The organism is Photobacterium nomapromontoriensis, assembly GCF_050336815.1.
GTDB classification, from domain to species: domain Bacteria; phylum Pseudomonadota; class Gammaproteobacteria; order Enterobacterales; family Vibrionaceae; genus Photobacterium; species Photobacterium nomapromontoriensis.
Genome location: NZ_JAKJSL010000029.1, coordinates 27,166 through 48,505, shown reverse-complemented (window position 1 = coordinate 48,505; position 21,340 = coordinate 27,166). Strand labels below are relative to the sequence as shown.

19 protein-coding genes are annotated in these 21,340 nt (G+C 48.7%); 9 read left to right on the top strand and 10 right to left on the bottom strand.

What is annotated here, in order from left to right; translation table 11 throughout:
- Positions 1–55: 55 nt before the first annotated feature.
- Both cydD and cydC read left to right on the top strand, forming a co-directional pair.
- Positions 56–1,828, top strand: a complete 1,773-nt coding sequence (gene cydD, locus L4D12_RS12450; protein ID WP_428448168.1) for a heme ABC transporter permease/ATP-binding protein CydD — start codon at positions 56–58, stop codon at positions 1,826–1,828.
- Complete coding sequence (cydC, locus tag L4D12_RS12445) at positions 1,821–3,542, top strand: heme ABC transporter ATP-binding protein/permease CydC (protein ID WP_428448167.1); 1,722 nt, start codon at positions 1,821–1,823, stop codon at positions 3,540–3,542. Before cydD ends, cydC begins: the two co-directional genes overlap by 8 nt.
- A 65-nt stretch (positions 3,543–3,607) precedes the next feature.
- Here cydC and rimJ read toward each other — a convergent pair whose 3' ends face one another.
- Positions 3,608–4,198, bottom strand: a complete 591-nt coding sequence (gene rimJ / locus L4D12_RS12440; RefSeq protein ID WP_428448166.1) for a ribosomal protein S5-alanine N-acetyltransferase — start codon at positions 4,196–4,198, stop codon at positions 3,608–3,610.
- A 200-nt stretch (positions 4,199–4,398) separates the two neighbouring features.
- On the opposite strand from rimJ, the gene L4D12_RS12435 reads away from it, so the two are divergent.
- On the top strand, positions 4,399–4,875 hold the full coding sequence (locus L4D12_RS12435) for a methylated-DNA--[protein]-cysteine S-methyltransferase (RefSeq protein WP_428448165.1): 477 nt from the start codon (positions 4,399–4,401) through the stop codon (positions 4,873–4,875).
- A gap of 66 nt (positions 4,876–4,941) precedes the next feature.
- On the opposite strand, the gene tyrR is transcribed toward L4D12_RS12435, so the two are convergent.
- The 7 genes from tyrR to pspA form a co-directional block, all read right to left on the bottom strand.
- Positions 4,942–6,477, bottom strand: coding sequence for a transcriptional regulator TyrR (gene tyrR, locus L4D12_RS12430; protein ID WP_428448164.1), 1,536 nt, complete (start codon positions 6,475–6,477; stop codon positions 4,942–4,944).
- Between the two features lie 136 nt (positions 6,478–6,613).
- A complete protein-coding gene (locus L4D12_RS12425) occupies positions 6,614–8,101 on the bottom strand; it encodes a DUF1254 domain-containing protein (protein ID WP_428448228.1) in 1,488 nt (495 codons plus the stop codon).
- A gap of 252 nt (positions 8,102–8,353) precedes the next feature.
- A complete protein-coding gene (locus tag L4D12_RS12420; RefSeq protein WP_428448163.1) occupies positions 8,354–9,391 on the bottom strand; it encodes a YcjF family protein in 1,038 nt (345 codons plus the stop codon).
- The gene (locus tag L4D12_RS12415) at positions 9,388–10,785 is read right to left on the bottom strand and encodes a YcjX family GTP-binding protein (protein ID WP_428448162.1); all 1,398 of its coding nucleotides are present in this window, start codon (positions 10,783–10,785) and stop codon (positions 9,388–9,390) included. Before L4D12_RS12415 ends, L4D12_RS12420 begins: the two co-directional genes overlap by 4 nt.
- Before the next feature lie 187 nt (positions 10,786–10,972).
- Positions 10,973–11,359: an envelope stress response membrane protein PspC gene (gene pspC, locus L4D12_RS12410; RefSeq protein ID WP_428448161.1), complete on the bottom strand. Its 387-nt coding sequence runs from the start codon at positions 11,357–11,359 to the stop codon at positions 10,973–10,975.
- On the bottom strand, positions 11,356–11,586 hold the full coding sequence (pspB, locus tag L4D12_RS12405; protein WP_428448160.1) for an envelope stress response membrane protein PspB: 231 nt from the start codon (positions 11,584–11,586) through the stop codon (positions 11,356–11,358). The genes pspC and pspB overlap by 4 nt, the downstream gene beginning before the upstream one ends.
- Positions 11,587–11,663: 77 nt before the next feature.
- Positions 11,664–12,329 (bottom strand): phage shock protein PspA, encoded by a 666-nt coding sequence (gene pspA / locus L4D12_RS12400; RefSeq protein WP_428448159.1) that lies wholly within the window; start codon positions 12,327–12,329, stop codon positions 11,664–11,666.
- 165 nt (positions 12,330–12,494) lie between these two features.
- Here pspA and pspF point away from each other — a divergent pair, with 165 nt between their 5' ends.
- From pspF to L4D12_RS12370, 6 genes are all read left to right on the top strand, one after another.
- Positions 12,495–13,514, top strand: coding sequence for a phage shock protein operon transcriptional activator (gene pspF / locus L4D12_RS12395; protein ID WP_428448158.1), 1,020 nt, complete (start codon positions 12,495–12,497; stop codon positions 13,512–13,514).
- A gap of 142 nt (positions 13,515–13,656) precedes the next feature.
- Complete coding sequence (gene sapA, locus L4D12_RS12390) at positions 13,657–15,279, top strand: ABC transporter substrate-binding protein SapA (RefSeq protein WP_428448157.1); 1,623 nt, start codon at positions 13,657–13,659, stop codon at positions 15,277–15,279.
- Position 15,280: 1 nt separating this feature from the next.
- Positions 15,281–16,243 carry an ABC transporter permease gene (locus L4D12_RS12385; RefSeq protein ID WP_428448156.1) on the top strand — a complete coding sequence of 321 codons (963 nt, stop codon included), beginning with the start codon at positions 15,281–15,283 and terminating at the stop codon, positions 16,241–16,243.
- Positions 16,230–17,117, top strand: coding sequence for a putrescine export ABC transporter permease SapC (gene sapC, locus L4D12_RS12380; RefSeq protein WP_428448155.1), 888 nt, complete (start codon positions 16,230–16,232; stop codon positions 17,115–17,117). Before L4D12_RS12385 ends, sapC begins: the two co-directional genes overlap by 14 nt.
- Entirely contained in the window at positions 17,117–18,118 is a 1,002-nt protein-coding gene (locus L4D12_RS12375) for a peptide ABC transporter ATP-binding protein (RefSeq protein ID WP_428448154.1), read from the top strand. The genes sapC and L4D12_RS12375 overlap by 1 nt, the downstream gene beginning before the upstream one ends.
- Entirely contained in the window at positions 18,115–18,939 is an 825-nt protein-coding gene (locus L4D12_RS12370) for a peptide ABC transporter ATP-binding protein (RefSeq protein WP_428448153.1), read from the top strand. The genes L4D12_RS12375 and L4D12_RS12370 overlap by 4 nt, the downstream gene beginning before the upstream one ends.
- Before the next feature lie 70 nt (positions 18,940–19,009).
- Here the strand turns inward: L4D12_RS12370 and L4D12_RS12365 are convergent, their stop codons facing one another.
- Entirely contained in the window at positions 19,010–20,272 is a 1,263-nt protein-coding gene (locus L4D12_RS12365) for an MgtC/SapB family protein (protein WP_428448152.1), read from the bottom strand.
- Positions 20,273–20,436: 164 nt separating this feature from the next.
- Positions 20,437–21,336 (bottom strand): AraC family transcriptional regulator, encoded by a 900-nt coding sequence (locus L4D12_RS12360; protein WP_428448151.1) that lies wholly within the window; start codon positions 21,334–21,336, stop codon positions 20,437–20,439.
- Positions 21,337–21,340: the final 4 nt, after the last annotated feature.

Here is a 21,340-nt window from a genome sequence, read left to right as displayed (position 1 = left end):
CCATTTTACAGCCTTCAGCTTTCTACCTGCTGCAACATGCGGTTCAAGATTTTATATGGATAAACAATTACAACGCGATTTAACCAAATGGTTGAAATCACAGAGTAAACTAGCCAAACGCTGGCTCGTACTCAGTGTCGGCCTTGGTTTTCTATCCGGGTTGCTACTGGTTGGCCAAGCCGCCTTGCTTGCTAACATCCTGCATCAACTCATCATCGAACATACCGATAAACACCAGCTCGTTAATAGTTTTATCGGCCTGTTTATCATTGTCGGTCTCCGCGCTGCCTGTAGCTGGGGACGAGAAGTGTTTGGCTACCGATGTGGGGAGCAGATCCGCCTGCATATTCGCCAGCTCATTCTGCAACGTTTACAACAACTGGGCCCAGCCTACATCAAAGGGAAACCAGCTGGTGTATGGGCAAGCTTAGTACTGGAACAAGTGGAAGAAATGCAAGACTTCTTCTCCCGCTATATTCCGCAAATGTCGATTGCGGTATTAGTTCCGATGGTGATCTTATTTGCGGTCTTTCCGCTCAACTGGGCAGCAGGCTTAATCTTCCTGCTTACCGCACCTTTAGTGCCCATTTTTATGGCATTGGTGGGATTAGGGGCTGCGGACGCCAATCGCCGCAACTTTAAAGCGCTTCAACGCCTCTCCGGCCATTTCTATGACCGCCTGCAAGGGTTACCCACATTACGCTTATTTAACCGCGCGGATGCGGAAGCTGAAAACCTTCATGCCGCCTCTGAAGTGCTGCGCAAGCGTACCATGGAAGTATTGCGGATGGCGTTTTTATCATCAGCGGTACTGGAGTTCTTCTCTGCCATTTCCGTTGCTATCGTTGCGGTCTATTTTGGTTTTGCCTTCATCGGTGAAATTAACTTCGGTCACTACGGTGTTCCTATCACCCTATTTACCGGCCTGTTTGTCTTAGTGTTAGCCCCTGAGTTTTATCAGCCACTGCGCGATTTGGGGACCTTCTACCATGCAAAAGCTCAAGCCATTGGTGCTGCTGAATCCATTGTTGAGTTTCTGAATGCAGAAGCCGACGGGATGGATCATGGGCAGCAAAACCTAGACGCTCCAGAAACCATTTCTATCCAAGTCACCGATTTAGAAGTGCTTAGCCCTGAAGGCCAAGTATTAGCTGGCCCGCTTAACTTTGATATCCAGGCCCATGAACAGGTGGCGCTAATTGGCCCAAGTGGCGCGGGTAAAACCAGTTTACTCAACGCCCTATTGGGTTTCTTACCCTATAGTGGAAGCCTGAAAATCAATGGGGTTGAACTAAAATCTTTGGATCATAGTCAATGGCGTCAAGCGATCAGCTGGGTCGGACAGAATCCACTCCTGCTGCACGGTACTGTCCGTGACAATATCACGCTGGGTAATCCTCTGGCGACCGATGAACACGTCAGGCAAGTGGCTCAGCAAGCCTATGCTGATGAATTTATTCAACGCTTAGATCTGGGCTACCAACATCAGGTCAGTGACCGTTCTGGCGGGCTGTCTGTCGGACAGGCCCAACGCATTGCTGTCGCACGCGCCATGTTGCAAGGCGGTGCCTTCTGGCTACTTGATGAACCGACAGCCAGTCTGGATGCCAACAGTGAGCATTTGGTATTAGAAAGCCTGAAAATCGCCGTTACTGGCCAAACAACATTGATGGTCAGCCACCGTCTCGACCAACTTGCCGCAATGGACCGCGTCTTAGTCATGGATCATGGCAAGTTAGTACAGAATGGTAAATTCGAACACATTCGCCAGCAAGGACTTCTCGCCGATATGCTGGCTCACTCAGATAAGAGGGATCTCGATGCGTGATTTAATCCCTTACCTAAAACTTTATCGTAAACATTGGTTTGGCCTAACTCTTGGGATGCTACTTGGTTTAGCAACCCTGCTTGCAGCCATGAGCTTATTAACCTTATCCGGCTGGTTTATTGCCGCCTCTGCGGTGGCAGGTTTAACTATCGCCCGTGAAACCTTTAACTATATGTTACCGGGTGCAGGGGTACGCGGTTTCTCGATGGCACGAACCGCCGGCCGCTGGGGAGAGCGTGTTGTCAGCCACAACGCAACGTTCAAGCTACTGGCTGATTTACGCCTGTTTTTCTTCCGTAAACTGATCCCATTGATCCCAGGCCGTCAGGCTAATTTACGTGATGCCGACTTGCTGAACCGTCTTATCGCTGATGTTGATGCGATGGATCACGTCTACCTGCGCTTAGTCAGCCCATTGATCATTGGGATCATTGGGATTTTGGCGATCACTGGTTTTCTAGCCTGGTTTGACCTCACCATTGGTCTGACGCTAGGCGGGATATTGCTGATGCTGATGCTGAGCCAACCCGTCATCTTCTATCGCCTAGGTAAACGCAATGGTGAACAACTGACACTGGCTAAAGCCAATTACCGAGTCAAATTACTTGACTGGATCCAAGGTCATGCCGAGCTATTACTGTTCAATGCTGAAGATCGTTATTACCGTGCGGCGCTGAATGAGCAAGAAGCATTATTGAATGCCCAACGTAAAATGGCCAACCTGACTGGTCTTGCCAACGCCATCTTAATGGCCGCAACAGGCTGGACGCTGGTGCTCATCACCTGGCTAGCAGCTGATGGTATCAATGGCCAGGGGCCCGATCCATTTATTGCCATGGTCGCCTTTGCCACCATGGCCAGTTTTGAACTGATGATGCCAGTGGCTGGCGCGTTCCAATACCTCGGCCAGACCTTAACGTCTGCCCGCCGTTTAAACGAGATCATTGAAGCGACACCTGATACGCCCTTTGATCCGAATGGCTACGCGGCGACAGTCCAGGGTGCGGTTGATATTCAAGATATCAGCTATACCTATTGCGGCAGTGATAAGCCTGTGCTCAAGCACCTTAGCTTATCTATCCAGCAAGGGGAAAAAGTCGCGCTGCTGGGACGCACCGGCTGTGGTAAATCCACCCTGCTTCAACTGCTCACTCGTAACTGGGATCCGCAACAAGGCCAAATCCTACTCGACAACCAGCCCCTACCTCGCTGGCAGGAAGCAACGTTACGATCGGCTATCACCGTGGTAAGTCAACGTGTTGACGTCTTTAACGGCTCACTACGTGAAAACCTACTGTTGGCAAAACCTGCCGGTACTGATGAAGAGTTCAAAGCGGTTCTCATCCAAGTTGGCCTCGATAGCTTGCTAGAAGGACAGGCACTGGATACTTGGCTTGGTGAGGGAGGTCGCCAGATTTCTGGCGGTGAACGCCGCCGAATCGGGATAGCCCGCGCGTTACTTCATAACGCACCAATCCTGCTGATGGATGAACCCACAGAAGGACTGGATCGCCGCACCGAGCAGCAAATTATGTCGTTATTACTGACGCATGCTAAACACAAAACGGTGCTTTTCATTACCCACCGCTTAGTGGGGCTAGAACAGATGGACCAAATCTGCCTGATGGATGAAGGCGAAATTATAGAGCAAGGCAAGCATGCTGATTTATTAGCGCAAAATGGCCGTTATAGTGAGCTATGGCAACGTATTTAACGATGACTTAGCCTCATATTATTAACGAAAAAGCGAGCGCCAATGGCACTCGCTTTTTTATACGGTTAACTGATTGGCGGCGCCCAGTCAGGATTAATTCGGGCTGTCAAAACATGATCTTCCCACCGGCCATTGATCAACAAATAGTCCTTGGCTTCGCCTTCAATGACAAAGTCACACTGGGCCAATACCGCCGCACTCTTAGCATTACGCGGCATATAAGCGGCGATGATACGATGAAACGATTGATCCTCAAACATCCATCGGTTGGTTGCTTCCAGCGCTCGACTCATCATGCCTTTGCCCTGACATTGTTGATCCAGTGAATAACCAACATGGCAGGCATGAAAAGGGTGACGGACAAGATTACTGTAATTGACTACCCCACAAATCCCATCACTATTCTTCTTTTGGATAACGAAGTAATAAGCCATTTTATGTTTATGCAGTTTCATCAACTGCTCCAGCCGCAGCTGCCAGCCAAATTCGGTAAAAAAAGCCTCCTCACGCAGTGGCTCCCATGGCTGCAAGAAATCTCGGTTACGTTGATAATAAGCAGCAATTGCCGTCGCATCTTTCAAGGTAATAAGCCGGACGTTAAAATCGCCGACATCAATGGTTGTTGCTCGACTGATGATTGAATGAAACAACAGCATGTCATCCTATGGCTATCATTGGTCATAAAACGTTAGCATAGGCTATCAATCTACACTATCCCTTCGTTCCCTCAAGAGGTGGTATTCAGAGCAATATTTAACGGAAAAAGCATACGCTAAGACAAAGATTAGCCACTAGAGATCAACTATGATTGTGTTATCGATGCCTCGATCACCACCAACCAGCATAGTGATTAATTATGTACTACGACTACCTTGATTCGGTATTAGGAAAGGTTTATTTACTGGCAGATGAGCAAGGATTACGGCAACTTACCATCGCCAGCGGAGGATTTACCCCACACAGCCACTGGGAGCATAACCCACAATTTATGGCTCCGTTTATCTCTCAACTCACAGAATATCTCGATGGTAAACGAAAACAGTTCACCCTTCCCCTCGCCCCACAAGGTACTGAATTCCAGCGCCAAGTCTGGCATGCTCTGGTTAATATTCCCTATAACAGCCAATATTCTTACCAACAAATCGCCGAAACACTCAATCAACCTTGTGCCATATTAGCCATCGGTACCGCGAAGAACGTCAATCCCATTCCTATTATCATTCCATGTCACCGCGTCGCATCTGAAGTCGATGCCCAAGATAGCTGCCGCTATGGGCAGGAGATGATCAGTCAACTTCGCGCCCTAGAGAAGGGGGAACTTAGCCTGCTCTGAGCCTAACACGAAAAAAGGGAGGCAACCATTGCCTCCCTTTTAAATATTTGGTTTTAGTTCAATGTGCTAGTGCTTGTTTATACCGTATTCACGCAGCTTATTTGCCACCGCTGTATGGGATACCCCAAGGCGTTTTGCCAATTTCCGTGTTGACGGGTAGCTCTGATACAGGTTACCCAAAATGCCGGATTCATACCGCTTCATGATTTCATCCAGCGAGCCATCTAAGATTTCCTCACTGATCACTGAGGTTGATTCATTTTCTGGCAACTGAACATCATCGACCTGCATCTCAGGCCCATCTAGCTGGGTCATTGCACGGAATAAGACATTACGTAACTGTCTGATATTTCCAGGCCATGCATATTGACTCAAATACTGCGCAACACCATCAGAAATCTGCGGTTTGGGCTGCTGCAATTCCTGTGCGAATTGCGAAAGGAACAAGTCAGCCAACGGGACAATATCAGCAGTCCGCTCACGCAATGGCGGCACAATCAGTGACAACACATTAAGTCGATAATACAAATCTTCCCTGAACTGATTGGAGGCAACCAAATCAGGCAACTTTTTCTGAGTCGAGCAAATCACCCGCACATTCACCTTCATTTCCCGTTCCTCACCAACCCGACGGAAGGTACCATCCTGAAGGAAGCGCAGTAACTTAATTTGCAGATGATCCGACATTTCGCCGACTTCATAAAGGAATACCGTTCCCTCATCGGCCTGCTCGAAAATGCCTTTTTTGCCGGGCTCCGTCACCGTTGCGGCCATACCAAACAGCTCTGTTTCTGCCGCATTGTCTGGCATAGACATACAGTTAACCAAGAGGAAAGGCTTCTCACGACGCAGAGAACGCTGATGGCATGCACGAGCCAGCATTTCTTTACCCGTGCCTGTTTCGCCCTGAATCAATAATGGTGCATCCAACATTGACAGCTTCTTAGCCTGCGAAACCAGCTGTTTAAAACGGGAAGACTGGCCGACTAAATGTTCAAAGCCACTGTCACCATCCAACTTGCGCATTGCGATAGGCATTTGAGCTTCAGACAATGATTTAAGCAAAATCATTGCACTGGCCAGTACATGCTCTTCGCTTTCATCAGTGACATAGACGGGTATCACCTCCATCATGTAATCGAGGCCAGACAGTACGACTAACTCACTCCGCTTGCTGGCATGATCTTTTTCCAGCCATTGCTGAACATTGAACCCGACAAAAGTATGAATATGTTCACCAACAATCTCACCACGAGACTTTCCGAGCAATCCTTCTGCCGCATCATTAGCGAGATCAATTTTTCCCTGTAAGTTGATCGAGAAAAAAGGATCAGGCAGTGCTTCCAATAAGGCCTTCAACTCTTTGTGCTCTCGCTCACTGGGCATAAATTGAATTTTTCGAACATCCGTCACCCCATCCAACTGACGGATCTGTGACATCAACTGACTAAACTGCTCAAATTCCACTTCTGGGCAATTCAGGTAAATGATCCCGACCCGGTCAATTTCAATGCCTCGCAGGTCAATCTGACGGCTGGCTAAAATATCCAACAGCTCTCGGGTCATTCCAACTCGGTCTTCACAAAAGACTTGTAGTCTCATACTCTTCTCATCCAAAGTGTCAGGAATTGTTGACACTTAAAGTGTGCGCCTTCCCCGAATTTGAGTCAAGCCATTGCCACCCTAAACTAAAAAGCACCCAAAAGGTGCTTTTGTGTAACCCTGTATGTTGACTACATTATTGCGCGACGGGCTCAATATCACCGGGCTGCCAGCTGTCGTCATACCAGGCTTCCAATGGCCCGTAAAGGCGCAATATAGTAAACCATCCTTTACCCGGTACAGTCTGAATCCAGTTGGCTTCTTTACCTTCAGGCGCCTTAGGGCCAAAATATAAATCCACCGAACCATCTGCATTCATCAACAATTTGTCGCGGGTATTGTTCTTACTTGGAAACGGTTGACTTGTCTGTAACTCAGAGCGAGTCTGGGGATCATAAACCACAATGGACCAAAAGTTTTTAGCGGGTACATTCGCAGGTAACGTCAGCTTATATTGCTGACTGCCATCCAGAGCGCGGCCATCCTTCGACTGGTCGACAAGGGCATACTTTGATCCTTTCCCCACCATCTTCAGCGCCATAGCTGGCGTATTCACCGTGGCGATATAAAAGAAATAGCTTCGCGCATCCAGATTACGCCCCCCTTCACCGTCGTCAATTAACCAGCGGTAATCCCCACCAATGAAGGCTCTTTTCCACAACCGTCCAGGATAGCGATAGATGTCATTCTGCCGTGGATTAAAAAAGAACGAACGCGCCGCCGCGTTACCAATCGCCACCCCGTCAATTAAGTGCTTAAGCATGCGCTCATCAGGCTGAAACGGCTTCCCTTTCATCAGCCCGATACTCGCCATCATGCCGCGTAATTCAGGGGTTATAAACGCAATGGGCTCTTTATCCAGCACCGGCTTTAGCTCATCATAAAAATGGACATCATTGGCATGTATGGTGTTAAAAACCTTACCACTGCCTGAGGTAAAAGCCATTTTTGGTGGGTTAGCTTGCTTCGCTAACGGGTATATTTTCAGATGCTGCTTAAATGCGACTGTCGCGGCATCAGGTTTACCATCTTTTAGAAAACCACGCGCAATAAACCAATTGGTGTAACTCGTCGATTGAGAGACGAAATACCCTTTAGGGATCTCACCTTTATAGCCCGGCGGCAAAATCAGGTACTTCCCGCCCTTGCCTTTATCCGGCCCGACAATACCCAGATCAGTCACAAACCGGAAATACGCATCATTGACGGTCGTTGGGCCCATTTCCGGCGGCACTTCGATCACGGTCGGGCCATCTCGCTCCAAATCTAAAAATGCGGATGCGTAAACCGTATCCGTATTCCCGGTCAGAAATAACGAATTAGAATCCATTAATTTATTAAACAGCAGAACCTGATTCGATTGCGTGATCCCTAATTTAGCATGACCAAGCCTAAGGGCTTCCAGTGACGCCATCGGGATAGCAAGCAGGAAAACCTCAGCCGCACGGGCTGTATCAAGAAAATCGTAGACTTTCTGGCTACTCTGCTTTGATGGAACCCCATCATTGAATGACAATGTCCCTAAACTGGTCTCAACCGAGTCAGGGGTAAGGATGCCGCTTGGAATGGGCGTATTATAGCCCTTGGGAACGGTGTTATCCTGCTCGGCCTGTACCTGTGGCATGAGGATCAGCGAGGCCATAACCACCCCGATTCGTACCTGCTTCGTCATGTATGTTACGTGTTCTTTCATTATCAACTCCTGAATAGGTTGTATGTCTATTCTGTCGTGGTAATGAAAGATTAGCTCTTTTCCTCGTTATTGTGAGTCGCAGGAGAGAAGCACTGTCGCAGGCTCTCTACAAAGCTAGCGCAATATAAATCACAAAAACAAAGGACCAAAAAAAGGCGCCAAACTGGCGCCTTCCTCTCAACTCTATTTCTCTTTTTTAAAGGAGAGCTGACTTAACAAATCCCGACGGATTTCGCTCAATTTTGGCTGCTGATCCGGTAGCCATGGCAATGGTCGCATTAAATTAATGGCCTTAAACCCCAAACGGCCAGTCAGTAAACCGACCCCGACCCCTTGCGCGACCCTGGTTGACATTCGACCCGCCAGATCCATCGACAGCATATCCATCCCGCTGTCAGCGATCAGCTCACTCGCCCCAGCCACTGCCATATTGGCCAACACGAGTTTGATCAAGCGGATCCGCGACCAATAACCCAACTCGATGCCATAAACAGCCGATACCTGCTCAATCAAACGAAAATTACGCCATGCCACTAGCAACATATCGGCAAGAGCCAGCGGACTGACCGCAACCATCACTGCCGCTTCACTGGCGTATTTCGCGACCAGTTTACGTGCAAGCTTATCTTGATAACCCAGCACCATTTGATCGTAAAGCTGCATCACTTCACGATCATTATGGGTCTCGGCCAGCGACTGTTGCCAACGATCATACCCAGCATGCTCTTCCTGAATATTCCCTTTCCGTGCCAGTCGGGTACAGAACGCTTTTGCGCCACCAATGCCGTCGGCATCCAGCAATGCCTGAGCTTGTTCACGCACCTCTTGCCGTTGTTTAAGCCGACGTAAGCTCAGAAACTCACGGCCCAAGGCCGAGACCCCGGCAGTTGCCAATCCGGCAACAATCACACTCCAGCCCAGTGCCAGCCAATCACCGCTCTGATAGGCCGTGACCACATAGTCCACCGTCTGCCAAGCGACCATCACCGCACCGCCCACCAGCAGCCCTTTCAACCAGCCCGAGCGACGCTTAGGTTTGGCTGCCAAGGCATCAGTGAGTTCATGCTCAGCCTCTGTGGCTTGGCTATCGGTGCTTTCAGGTAAAAACGTTTCTTGTTCAGCAAACTGCAGTTGCGACGTCAGTTCCAGCTCGTCACCGGATCGACCATGAGCCTGGGATGCGTCATCAAATTCAATTTTGCCCTTGTATTGCTCACTCATCGTAGTTTATCTCCCAACAGATATTCGAGCGCCTTATCCATCCGGATATGTGGTAGAGGCTCATCAATCTGGAGCCCTAAAGGACGAAAGTTAATAAAATCAAATCCGGATTGTTGCCAGAATTCATCACCGGGTAAGCGCCGCGGCACATCACCCGGAAAAACCGTTTTTGCCTCACCATCCAGAGTATGACCGCGTAATGCAGGTACTTGCTTACCCTGATAATCCACCATACCAAGCTGCGTCGCCTGAATCGAGGACAAGCTCATGCAGTCCATTTTGATCCCTTCAAACGATGCGGTCTGCCACGCTTCATTCACTAACTGCTGAAGCAGGCTAACCAAATTAGGATGTTGTTCGGGCGTTACATGATCCGCTTTCGTCGCGGCAAAGAGTACTTTATCAATTCGGGGCGAGAACAAACGTCGTAGCAGTGAGCTTCGACCATAACGGAAACTCTGCATTAATTGATCCAACGCCTGACGCATATCATTGAATGATTCCGGCCCGGCATTAAGCGGCTGCAAGCAGTCGACCAGTATGATCTGACGATCAAATTTCGAAAAATGCTCTTTATAGAAGGCCTTCACCACATGCTGCTGATAATAACGATAGCGACTTTTCAGCATCCCGACGTTGGTATCCTCCCCCGCCTGTGCAAGCTGCTGCTCAGTGACATCACTGAGCCACACCATTGGGAAAAACTGCAACACTGGCGCGCCAGCCAGCTCACCGGGTAAAACAAACCGACCCGGCTGTACCCAGTGCAAGCCACCTTCAGCTTTGCATTTATACAAATATTCGGTAAAACGGGCAGAGATGCGCTCGATCAAGGCTTCATCTGCTGGCGCAAACGGGTCAAATGACTCCCCTTCGGCTAACCATTCCTGCGCCAACGTTTTACGTTTACCTTTAATCACTTGGCTCTGCTGTTTAGACCAGGCGATATAGTCAAGATCCAGCAATGGCAAATCCAACAACCACTCGCCGGGATAGTCAACAATGTCGAGATACAGCGTTGCCGTCTCTTGCAGTAGCTTCATCGGCCCGCTTTGCGGCTTATAACGCAGCGCCAGACGTGTCTGGCTGACGTCTCGGGTGGCTTCTGGCCACGATGGCGGACTGGCAAGCAGTGCATTCATGCCCTCTTCATAGCCAAACTTCGGCACATGCATATCAAGCTGTGGTACACGTTTTGCGCCTATTAAGTGCCCCTCCCTCACCGCCGTAAACAATGGCAGGCGGGGGTTGGTACTGACATGCATCAGTTGATTCACCAATGAAGTAATGAAGGCCGTTTTACCCGCCCGGGATAAACCCGTCACCGCCAAACGCACATGCCGGTCTAAACTTCGGTTCACTAGCTTGTTCAACTCATTACCCAATAGGCTCATAGTCCATCCTGCACAGTTTGCTCAGAGGCAAAGCAACATCATCACTTCACCGAAACAATTAATGATTGAAAATATAACAGGTTACAGATTAACCCATGATGAATCTGCCGTTCAACTTGTGAACTTTTTTAAGCACAAAAAAAGAAAAGCAGGCCTTAGCCTGCTTGTCTGTATCCCCTAAACATCGTTAGAGGTTGCGAAACTCACGGTCAACGCTGAATGCAGATGATGTCACATAGGCTTCCATCTGACGCAGATCCTGCTCAATATTATTCAGCTCAGCCTCAACACTGTGGAGGATCTGCCCAGCAGGCTTACCGGCCTGCCACGGTTTTTGCTTAACGTGATGTTCGCGAAATACCGTCTGTTTGATGATCCGCTCTTCCGGCATTTTATCAAGAATAAGCCAAGCGGCGATGTAGATCAGGGTGACAAAAAAACCGACCCCAAGCAGAAAGGCTGATACCGCTAAAATCCTCACCAACCAGATTTCTAAGCCAAAATATTCAGCGATGCCAGCACAAACGCCTCCGAGTTTGCCATTTTTTGGATCACGATAGAGTGCCTCCCTCATGGTTTCTGCCTCCATTGTGGCGCTTCTGCATCCAGAATACGTTCCAGTGTCACAATCCGTTCTTGCATCTGCTCTGCGCGCGCCACCAGCTCTTGTAACTTCTGATGCTCCTCTCCAGATAACCCTTCATTCGTATGCTTCTTGCTACGGTAGTGAAGGATCAACCACAGTGGGGCAACCACGACCATAAACACAATAAGTGGACCAACAATAAACCCCATAGACATTACATTCTCCTTAATACGCGCAGATTCATTTGATTAACGCAATGGTCATCATAACAACCGGTATTCACCCAAGTGAATTACTCTTTGCCTTTCATGTTCGCTTTCATGCGCTCAAGCTCTTTTTCAATCTCGTCTTGAGCTTGCAGATCAGCAAATTCACTTTCCAGATTTTTACCGCGGCCAAGTCCATAGCTGTCAGCTTCGGCTTCCATCTCGTCAATGCGACGCTCATACTGCTCGAATTTTGACAACGCTTCATCCACTTTTCCGGTATCAAGCTGACGGCGAACATCACGACGGTTACCTGCGGCCTGATGACGCATAACCAGAGCCTGTTGACGAGCACGCGTTTCTTGCAGCTTACGTTCAAGCTCAGCCACTTCACCGGCCAACTTATCAATCGACTCTTCAACCAGTTTGTATTCTTCATTCAGTGTCAAAGCGACATCGTTCAGCTTCTGCTTCTCAATTAACGCCGCACGTGCAAGATCTTCACGGCCTTTTTGTAGGGCCAGACTCGCCTTCTGCTGCCAGTCTATACTCTGTGATTCAATCGCCTGAATTCGACGCTGAAGTTCTTTCTTATCCGCCAATGCGCGCGCAGAAGAAGTACGCACTTCCACCAAGGTGTCTTCCATTTCCTGAATAATCAAGCGGATCATTTTTTGTGGATCTTCAGCCTTATCAAGCAACGAGTTGACATTGGCATTAACAATATCGGCAAAGCGTGAAAAAATACCCATAATTTTATCTCCAGTGTTGTAGAGCAATGTTTGCATTCTGTCTCAATAGTAATTCAACAAGCATGCCAACTTTTTGTTTCTTACATATCATAGGTTTAGCTTTGCAAGTTACCAGGCGCCCTGATAGGGTATGACCATATACGCCAATAGTTAGCGAGATTAACCATGCGAAAACCAGATAATTTAATCGGTGAGTCCGAGGCCTTTCTCAGCGTGCTGGATCACACATCCCGTCTGGCTCCCCTCAATCGCCCAATCCTGATTGTAGGTGAACGCGGTACGGGTAAGGAATTGATCGCACAACGGATGCATTACCTGTCACGACGTTGGGATCAGCCTCTGGTGTCGCTTAACTGTGCCGCACTTAGTGAAGGCGTGATTGATTCCGAACTGTTCGGCCATGAAGCCGGATCGTTCACGGGGGCCAAAGGGCGGCATCAAGGTCGCTTTGAACGTGCGGAAAATGGCACCTTATTTCTCGATGAGCTAGGGACAACACCACTTGGCGTACAAGAAAAACTATTGCGGGTGATTGAATACGGCGAATATGAACGGGTTGGCGGCAATAAAACCTGTCAGGCGAATGTACGCCTGATTTGTGCCACCAATGAAAACCTCCCTCAATTAGCCGCTGACGGCGTATTTCGCGCCGATTTGCTTGACCGCCTCGCGTTCGACATTATTCATCTTCCCCCCTTGCGCGAGCGACGTGATGATATCCTGCCACTGACCGATTACTATGCCGTTAAAATGTGCCAAGAGCTGGGATACAGCTACTTTGCCGGCTTTACACCGGAGGCCACTCAGCAACTCATGGCATACCACTGGCCGGGTAATGTTCGTGAACTCAAAAATGTCGTTGAACGATCGATTTTCCGCCACGGCCTAGAAGATGAGCCCGTCAGCGAGATCATTATCGATCCATTCCGTGCCCCCTGGCATGACACCCCAAGCCCATCCGTTTCAATTTCAGCAATAGACAAAACGGCAATAGCAACACCGCCTCCCATCCTTCCGCTCGATTTTCGCCAATGGCAGCAAGATCAGGAAGTTGAAGTTATCCAATTAGCGCTGGAACAAGCACAGTTCAACCAACGTAAAGCCGCAGAATTGTTATGCTTGAGCTACCATCAACTAAGAGGGCTACTGCGTAAATACCAATTGGTTGGCAGTGGTGAAAACTGATTTTAATCCAGCACATTGGCTACTCTGCACACACCCTGCACGAAATGCGCACAGCAATTGTAGGTATTTTACGGAGATGACTTGGTGGCGAAGTGGGATAATGGTAAATTTACAATCTTATTTTCAAAAAACTTCTTATCTTATGAGCGCCTATACTCGTCTTCTACTTGCGTGTGTTAGCTTAGCCAGTCTCGTTGGCTGTAGTGAACCTGAGCAGGGAAGCAATGTTCGTAGCCGAGGCTTCGTCTATTGCGGGCAAGATACGCCAGAAACCCTTAATCCTCAGCTGATTGATGGTGGATTAACGGCTGATACACTGGCCGCGCAAATCTTTGACCGCCTTTTGTTGCTGGACCCCATCAGCCATCTGCCACAACCATCACTCGCCCGTAGCTGGGTCATCAGTGATGATGGTATGACCTATACCTTTACCTTACGGGAAGGAATCGAATTTCAGTCAACTGATTGGTTTAGACCTACACGCCAGTTCAGTGCCCAAGATGTGGTGTTTAGCTTTAAGCGAGTCATTGACCCGAGCCATCCTTTTCACTTCATTTCCGGTGGTCACTATCCATGGTTTGAAAGCCAAGGGTTTGCTAATCTCATTGATGATATCGAAATCGTAGATCCCCATACCGTTCGATTCAATCTCTCTCGACCAGACAACGCCTTTTTATCAAATTTAGCAACGACTTATGCGGTTATCCACTCTCAGGAATATGCCGATACCCTACTTCGTTCAGGTCGGCCAGATCAACTTGATATGCAACCCATTGGTACGGGACCGTTTTATCTGGAACAATTTCAACCCCATGAATTTATTCGCCTTCATCGACACGGGCAGTACTGGCAAGGTGCGGCTCCCATGGAACAAGTGGTCTTTGATATCGCCTCTCGGGGGACTGGCACGCTCGCCAAGTTACTCAGCGAAGAATGTGACGTGCTATCATCACCCGTAGCAAGTCAGCTGCCGGTGATCAGTGCCAATGACGAATTCGAGCTGAATGCCCAAACAGGAATGAATGTCGCCTTTCTCGCATTCGATACTACCCAGCCTGAATTAAAAGATCTCCGGGTTCGTAAAGCCATCAACCATGCGATAAATCGTGACAACCTGCTTAACTCAGTCTATTACGGTACGGGGACCGAAGCGCGCAGTATTTTACCACCGATGTCATGGGCGCATAACCACGACAGCCAAGCCTTAGGCTATAACCCATCCAACGCTCTATCTTTGTTAAAAGAAGCGGGCTACGAAAAGAACCTTAACCTGACACTTTGGGTGCCATTGGACCCTCGACCATACAATCCAAGCCCTCGTAAAACCGCTGAGCTTATCCAAGCGGATCTCAATGCGGTGGGGATTCAGGTCGAGATCATCTCACAAGATTCGGTCGGCCCGTTCAATACCATTGATAAAGACAGCAGTGATCTCATCCTAACGGGCTGGATTGCCGACAACGGCGAGCCGGATAACTTCCTACGCCCATTGTTGTCATGCGATGCGAAAACAGCAGGATTAAATGTCGCCAATTGGTGCAATCTGGATTTTGATAATCTGCTGGAACTGGCTTCACGTACGACCCGCCTCAACCAGCGGCTGAATTACTACCAACTGGCACAAAATATTCTTGATCAGCAAGTACCTATTGTTCCATTGGCTCATGGCGTACACTTCCAAGCTAATCACAAATCACTCAATGGCTTACAAATAAGTCCGTTTGGTACCCGTTCTTTCTCAACGGTGTATCGGAGCGAAAAATAGTATGTTTATTTACACAATCCGACGGCTAAACTTGTTTTTGATCACTTTGCTGATCTTAACGTTGATTGGCTATAGCATTCTCTGCCTTGATCCTGACTCTCTCTGGAGTCACGAGAGCTTCTGGACTGGCTGGCCTCAATATCTTGAAAATCTGTTTACCGGTCACCTCGGCCTGAACCAACAGGGAGAACCGATTCTCAATGAGGTGCTTTCCGTTTTCCCGGCAACGTTGGAATTGAGTTTCTTTGCCTTTGTTCTGTCACTCATTATTGGGATCCCGCTGGGTACACTCGCTGGCGTTAAGCGTGGAAGTTACATCGATACCGCCATTTCATCGATTACACTCGTCGGCTACTCGATCCCGCTATTTTGGCTGGCCATGTTGTTGATCATGCTGTTTTCACTCGAGCTTGGCTGGCTACCCGTCTCGGGCCGCTACAGCCTGCTGTATCAATTTGATCATGTTACTGGCGTCGCATTAATCGATATTATGCTGTCAGATAAACCGTATCGCACTGAAGCGCTAATAGATGCCGCACGCCACTTAATTCTGCCGACCATTGTTCTGGCCATGGCCCCGATGACTGAAGTGATTCGCTTAACCCGGACATCGGTTTCCGATGTGATGGAACAGAATTTCATTAAGGTTGCGCAAACCAAAGGCTTATCGATGTTTGAAATCATCACACAGCATGTTTTACGTAATGCTATTCCACCCATTATTCCGAAACTGGGCATGCAGTTTTCCACCATGATGACCTTTGCCATGCTGACAGAGTATATTTTTAACTGGCCGGGTATTGGCCGCTGGCTATTAGATGCCGTCTCTGCGCAAAACTATGTCGCGATCCAAGCCGGGGTGATCACTGTTGGCTGCTTTATTTTGATCGCTAATATCCTGTCAGATCTGGCTGGCGCCTTTGTTAACCCGCTTGTTCGCAAGGAATGGTATGCTATCAAATAATATCTACCAAGAGACCAAGATCCCGACGCAAAGGGAACGTGCCTGGCAGAACTTTCGATCAAACTCACTCGCAGTATTCGGCTTTTGGTGTTTATTGCTACTGATCCTAATCACGCTAATTGCACCTTGGATTTCCCCCTACAATGCGGTGGATCAAGTCGGTGACATACTCATGCCACCCTCTTGGGATCCGCACGGTTATGTCGAATTCTTCTTTGGTACCGACGATCTTGGTCGAGATATTCTCAGCCGACTACTGATGGGAACCCGGCTAACCTTTGGCTATGCCATTTTAGTCGCTCTGGCCTCTGCGGCTATCGGGATCCTGATTGGTATCATGGCGGGGATGACTCGTGGCTTGAAATCGAGCATATTAAATCATGTGCTCGACACTTTTCTGTCAATACCGTCACTGCTGTTAGCCATTATTATGGTCGCGTATATGGGGCCGGGGGAAGTCAGTGTTCTATTGGCTATCTGGCTAGCACTGATCCCGCGCTTTATCCGTGCCGTATATACGGCAGTGCATAATGAGGTAGAAAAAGACTACATCTTGGCTGCCCGACTTGATGGTGCCAACAATTTCTATCTACTGTATAACTCGATTTTGCCAAATATTCTGACGGTACTGACCAATGAGCTAACGCGAGCAATCTCAATTGCCATTTTAGATATTGCCGCATTGGGCTTCCTTGGATTGGGTGCCCAAGCCCCCCTTCCTGAATGGGGAGCCATGCTGGGGGATTCAATCGAGTTAATTTATCTCGCGCCATGGACCGTCACACTGCCAGGCCTTGCCATTACATTTAGTGTATTGGTTGTAAACTTAGTTGGAGAAGGACTCCGCCAAGCCATGAATGCGGGGATTGACTGATGCCACTATTAGATATTCGAAACCTAACGATCGAAATTGATACCCCACAGGGTATGGTTAAAGCTGTCGATCGTATGAGCCTCACCATCAACGAAGGCGAGATCCGTGGCCTGGTAGGCGAATCCGGCTCAGGTAAAAGCCTGGTTGCCAAAGCTATCGCCGGCGTCACCAAAAGTAACTGGCGCATCAGTGCAGATCGTCTGCGTCTGGGGGATATCGATCTTCTCGCATTATCAACCCGTGAGCGGCGCAAAATCGTCGGCCGAGAAATTGCGATGATTTTCCAGGAACCGTCATCCTGCTTAGATCCCTCAGAGCACGTTGGGGAACAATTAGAAGAAGCGATCCCATCCAGTTCATTCAGTGGCCGTTTCTGGCAGCGCTTCCATTGGCGTCAGAAACAAGCAATTGCTTTGCTGCACAAGGTTGGGATCAAAGATCATAAGCGGATTATGCGCAGCTATCCCTATGAACTCACTGACGGTGAGTGCCAAAAGGTGATGATAGCGATGGCAATTGCCAACCGCCCGCGCCTGCTGATCGCCGATGAACCGACCAATGATTTAGATCCGATCACCCAAGCGCAGATTTTCCGCCTGCTGAGCCGGATGAACCAGCTCAGCAACACCACCATTTTGTTGGTGAGCCATGACTTAACCACGGTTACCCAATGGGCCGACCGTATTACCGTTATGTACTGTGGCCAGTCTGTTGAGTCAGCCAGTCGCCAGCAGCTTTTAGAAACACCGCACCATCCGTATACCGAAGCCTTGCTGCGGGCCATGCCAGATTTCAATCTAGATCAGCTTCCGCATAAAAGTAAACTCGAAGCCCTACCCGGCTCAATTCCTCCTCTTCAGCATCTTCCTATTGGCTGCCGACTTGGTCCTCGATGCCCACATGCCCAACGCAAGTGCGTCGAAGTCCCACAACGGCAAAAAATCAAGACGCATAAGTTCAGCTGCCACTTCCCATTGAATATGGAGGAACCGACAAAGTGAGTGCATTACTTGAAGTCGAGAATCTCAAAAAAGACTATCACTATCGAACCGGATTGTTTCGCCGCCGGACGATAGAGGCAGTTAAACCTGTTTCTTTCAATTTAGAAGCAGGGGAAACCGTCGCCTTTATGGGAGAGAATGGTTCTGGAAAATCTACGCTAGCTAAAATGCTGGCCGGTGTTGTTGAACCCACCGATGGTATTATCCGGGTTAATGGTGAACCCCTTGCCCATCGTGACTTCCAGACCCGATGCAAGCTGATCCGGATGATTTTCCAGGATCCCAACACCTCGCTGAATCCGAGAATTCAAATCGGCAAAATTTTAGAAGGGCCACTCAAGCGTAATACTAATATGACGCCGCAGGCCCGTGAGCGACGGATCATGGAAACATTAAAGCGCGTCGGCTTACTGCCTGAACACGCCTATTTTTATCCACAGATGCTCGCAACAGGTCAAAAACAACGAGTCTCTCTTGCCAGAGCTTTGATCCTACAGCCTTGTATTATTGTTGCTGATGAAGCATTAAACGGCCTTGATATGTCAATGCGTTCACAGATGATCAATCTGCTATTAGAGTTACAAGAAGAGATGGGCCTGTCCTATATCTATGTATCTCAGCACATGGGAGTGATCAAACACTTCACTGATAAGGTCATGGTCATGCAAAACGGTGCCGTGGTTGAGCAAGGGCGCACCGCTGAGGTGTTTGCCAACCCTCAGCACCCACTGACTCAAAAACTGCTCGACAGTCACTTTTCAGCCCCCTCTCATGATCGCACCAACCGGATCAGCAGTGCGACACCGAAGATTGAGTGCTAGCGCGCCTAAACATCGTGCTCACAAATTAATCCGCAATATAAAAACTAAAAACGGGCTTCACGCCCGTTTTTTACACCTGCAGAGCCACCCCACCCAGCACCACCGACAACACAATCGGTACAATCACAAACTTGCGCATGGCACGATCACCGATCACACACGCCATGCCCATTTTCACTACGCTATTGACTGCCGCCGCGATAAATATCCCCAGAGTGGCTAAAGCGATGCCCTCTCCATTTGCACTTTGACGACCGAGAGCCAGCGTAATGGCGTCGACATCCGAGATCCCGGAAATCGCCGCTAATATCAGTGTCCCGGCGTTACCAAACCACTCTTGTAATGCATTAGCCAGTACAATGATTACCATCAAAATAAAACCAAAGATCAATGCAGAAGAAAGCGCCAGCGGATTTTGTTTCATCTCTGGATTAGTCTGATTATTCGTATTGTGCCGTGACCAAATCCATCCCGCAGATAGATAAAATCCCAGCATCATGACCCCCATAGGGAGCCAAAGTAACTCTAGCAGTGCGGTATTCACAACAGAGCAAACAAACAGAATCCGTGGAAACATGGTTCCGCAACTCAATAAAATGCCACTGGCGAGCAAACCGCTTATCTGCGGTTGCTGTTTCGATAAATGGGAAAACTGCAATGTGAGTGCAGTGGAAGAACTTAAACCCGCAAACAGGCACGTCAATAAAATTCCTTTTTCTGCCCCTCCAATCTTCATCGCAAAATATCCGACAAAGGAAATACTGGCAATCAATACCACCATCCACCATATCTCATACGGATTAATCGCATTCCATGGCCCCATCTGCTGGTTAGGGAGCAGAGGTAACATCACGACAGAGATCAGCAGTAACTTCAATGCCGCATCGAGCTCATATTCCTGAAGCTTGTTCAGCGCGCCATGCAGCTCTTTTTTATTATCGAGAATAATCGCGGTGATCACCGCAGCAGAAGCCGCGAGTACGGGGTCGCCCACAATGGTAAAAGCCCCCAGTAAAAAGGTGATCAAGGTACCGATCAACCCCGTAATACTCAGGTTAGTGTGCCAACGTAATCTGCTAGTGTAAGCCACCGTCACGATGATGGTAAGAGCGATAAAAGAGAGGCCAAGAAATAATTCTGAAAAATGCTCTGCCAACAGTCCGCATAACCCGCCAAGCAACCCCACCAGAGAATAAGTGCGGATCCCTGCAATACGACTACCCGCCGCTTCCTTACGATCAACCCACCCACGCTGAATACCAATAATTGCACCAAGCAGCAAAGCAATCGCTAACCGTATGTAAGGCGAAGACAAGTCAAAATACGTATCCATAGCGACCTCCACTGACGGGTGATAGATCTAGTTTAGGGGCTGTAGCGGGCAATGAATACTGAGTGGGTCACGGATTCGGAGTTTGCGAGGTTCGAGGGACTAGGAAGAGCGGGAAAGCAGGTTTTCGGACCTATGGCCCCTTTGCTCTTCCGCTCTTCCTCGCCCTACTTAATCGCAGTGCAGAAACTCACATCCGCATGCTGGGTCTGCGGATCAAAGCTGTGGTATAGCTCAAAGCACGGTCGGCAGTCTATCTCTACGCCAGAGGCAGTGACTTCACCCATCAAATTATCCCATGCTTTTGGATACTGACTAAAATCAGTAATGGTTTGACGTATCACCGCATACTGGCCGCCAGAGAAATCTTGCAGCTCAATCCCACTTGGGACATCTGTCCCCTCTGGCACCATTAGACAAATGTCGGTACGACACTTATCATCGGGGGTGATTTCTGGGCTGTCGTGGTAGATAAATATGCACGTATTACCTGCCAAACCCTTCATACCAGCCCATTGATACAGACGCCCGCTTGCCGCTTCATAGCCTTTACCGTAAGGACCCGTGACACGAATATATGCCAGTTTCGAAGGTTCAAAATCTTGCGTTTCCATTGCTGTACTCCATTGTGTAAGTTCACAACCAGTATATATATCAACCGCTTTCGCTTCGTTTCCAATCTTGCGCAACGTGTGTCCAATCTTGCTGTTTCTCGCCAGAGCTGAAAATGCTTTCTGATCTTCACAATCACGAAACTCAGTAGGTGTGACGCCAAAATGCTGTTTAAAGGCTTTCGCCAGACTTTGAGAAGACGAAAAACCGTATTCCAGCGCAATATTCAGCACTGGTTGTTTAGATTTAAATAGCTCACCCGCCGCTGCTTCCAGCCTTAAGCGCCGAATAAAATCTGCCAGCGTTTCACCTTGTACCGCTTTAAAGGTACGATGAAAATGATACGGAGACAGGTTGGCTAACGCAGCCACTTCAAGCAGGTTCAATGGCTCGTTAAAATGTTTTTCCAGATAACGGATTACGGGAATAAATCGCTTATGATAATCAACGCGCATGACG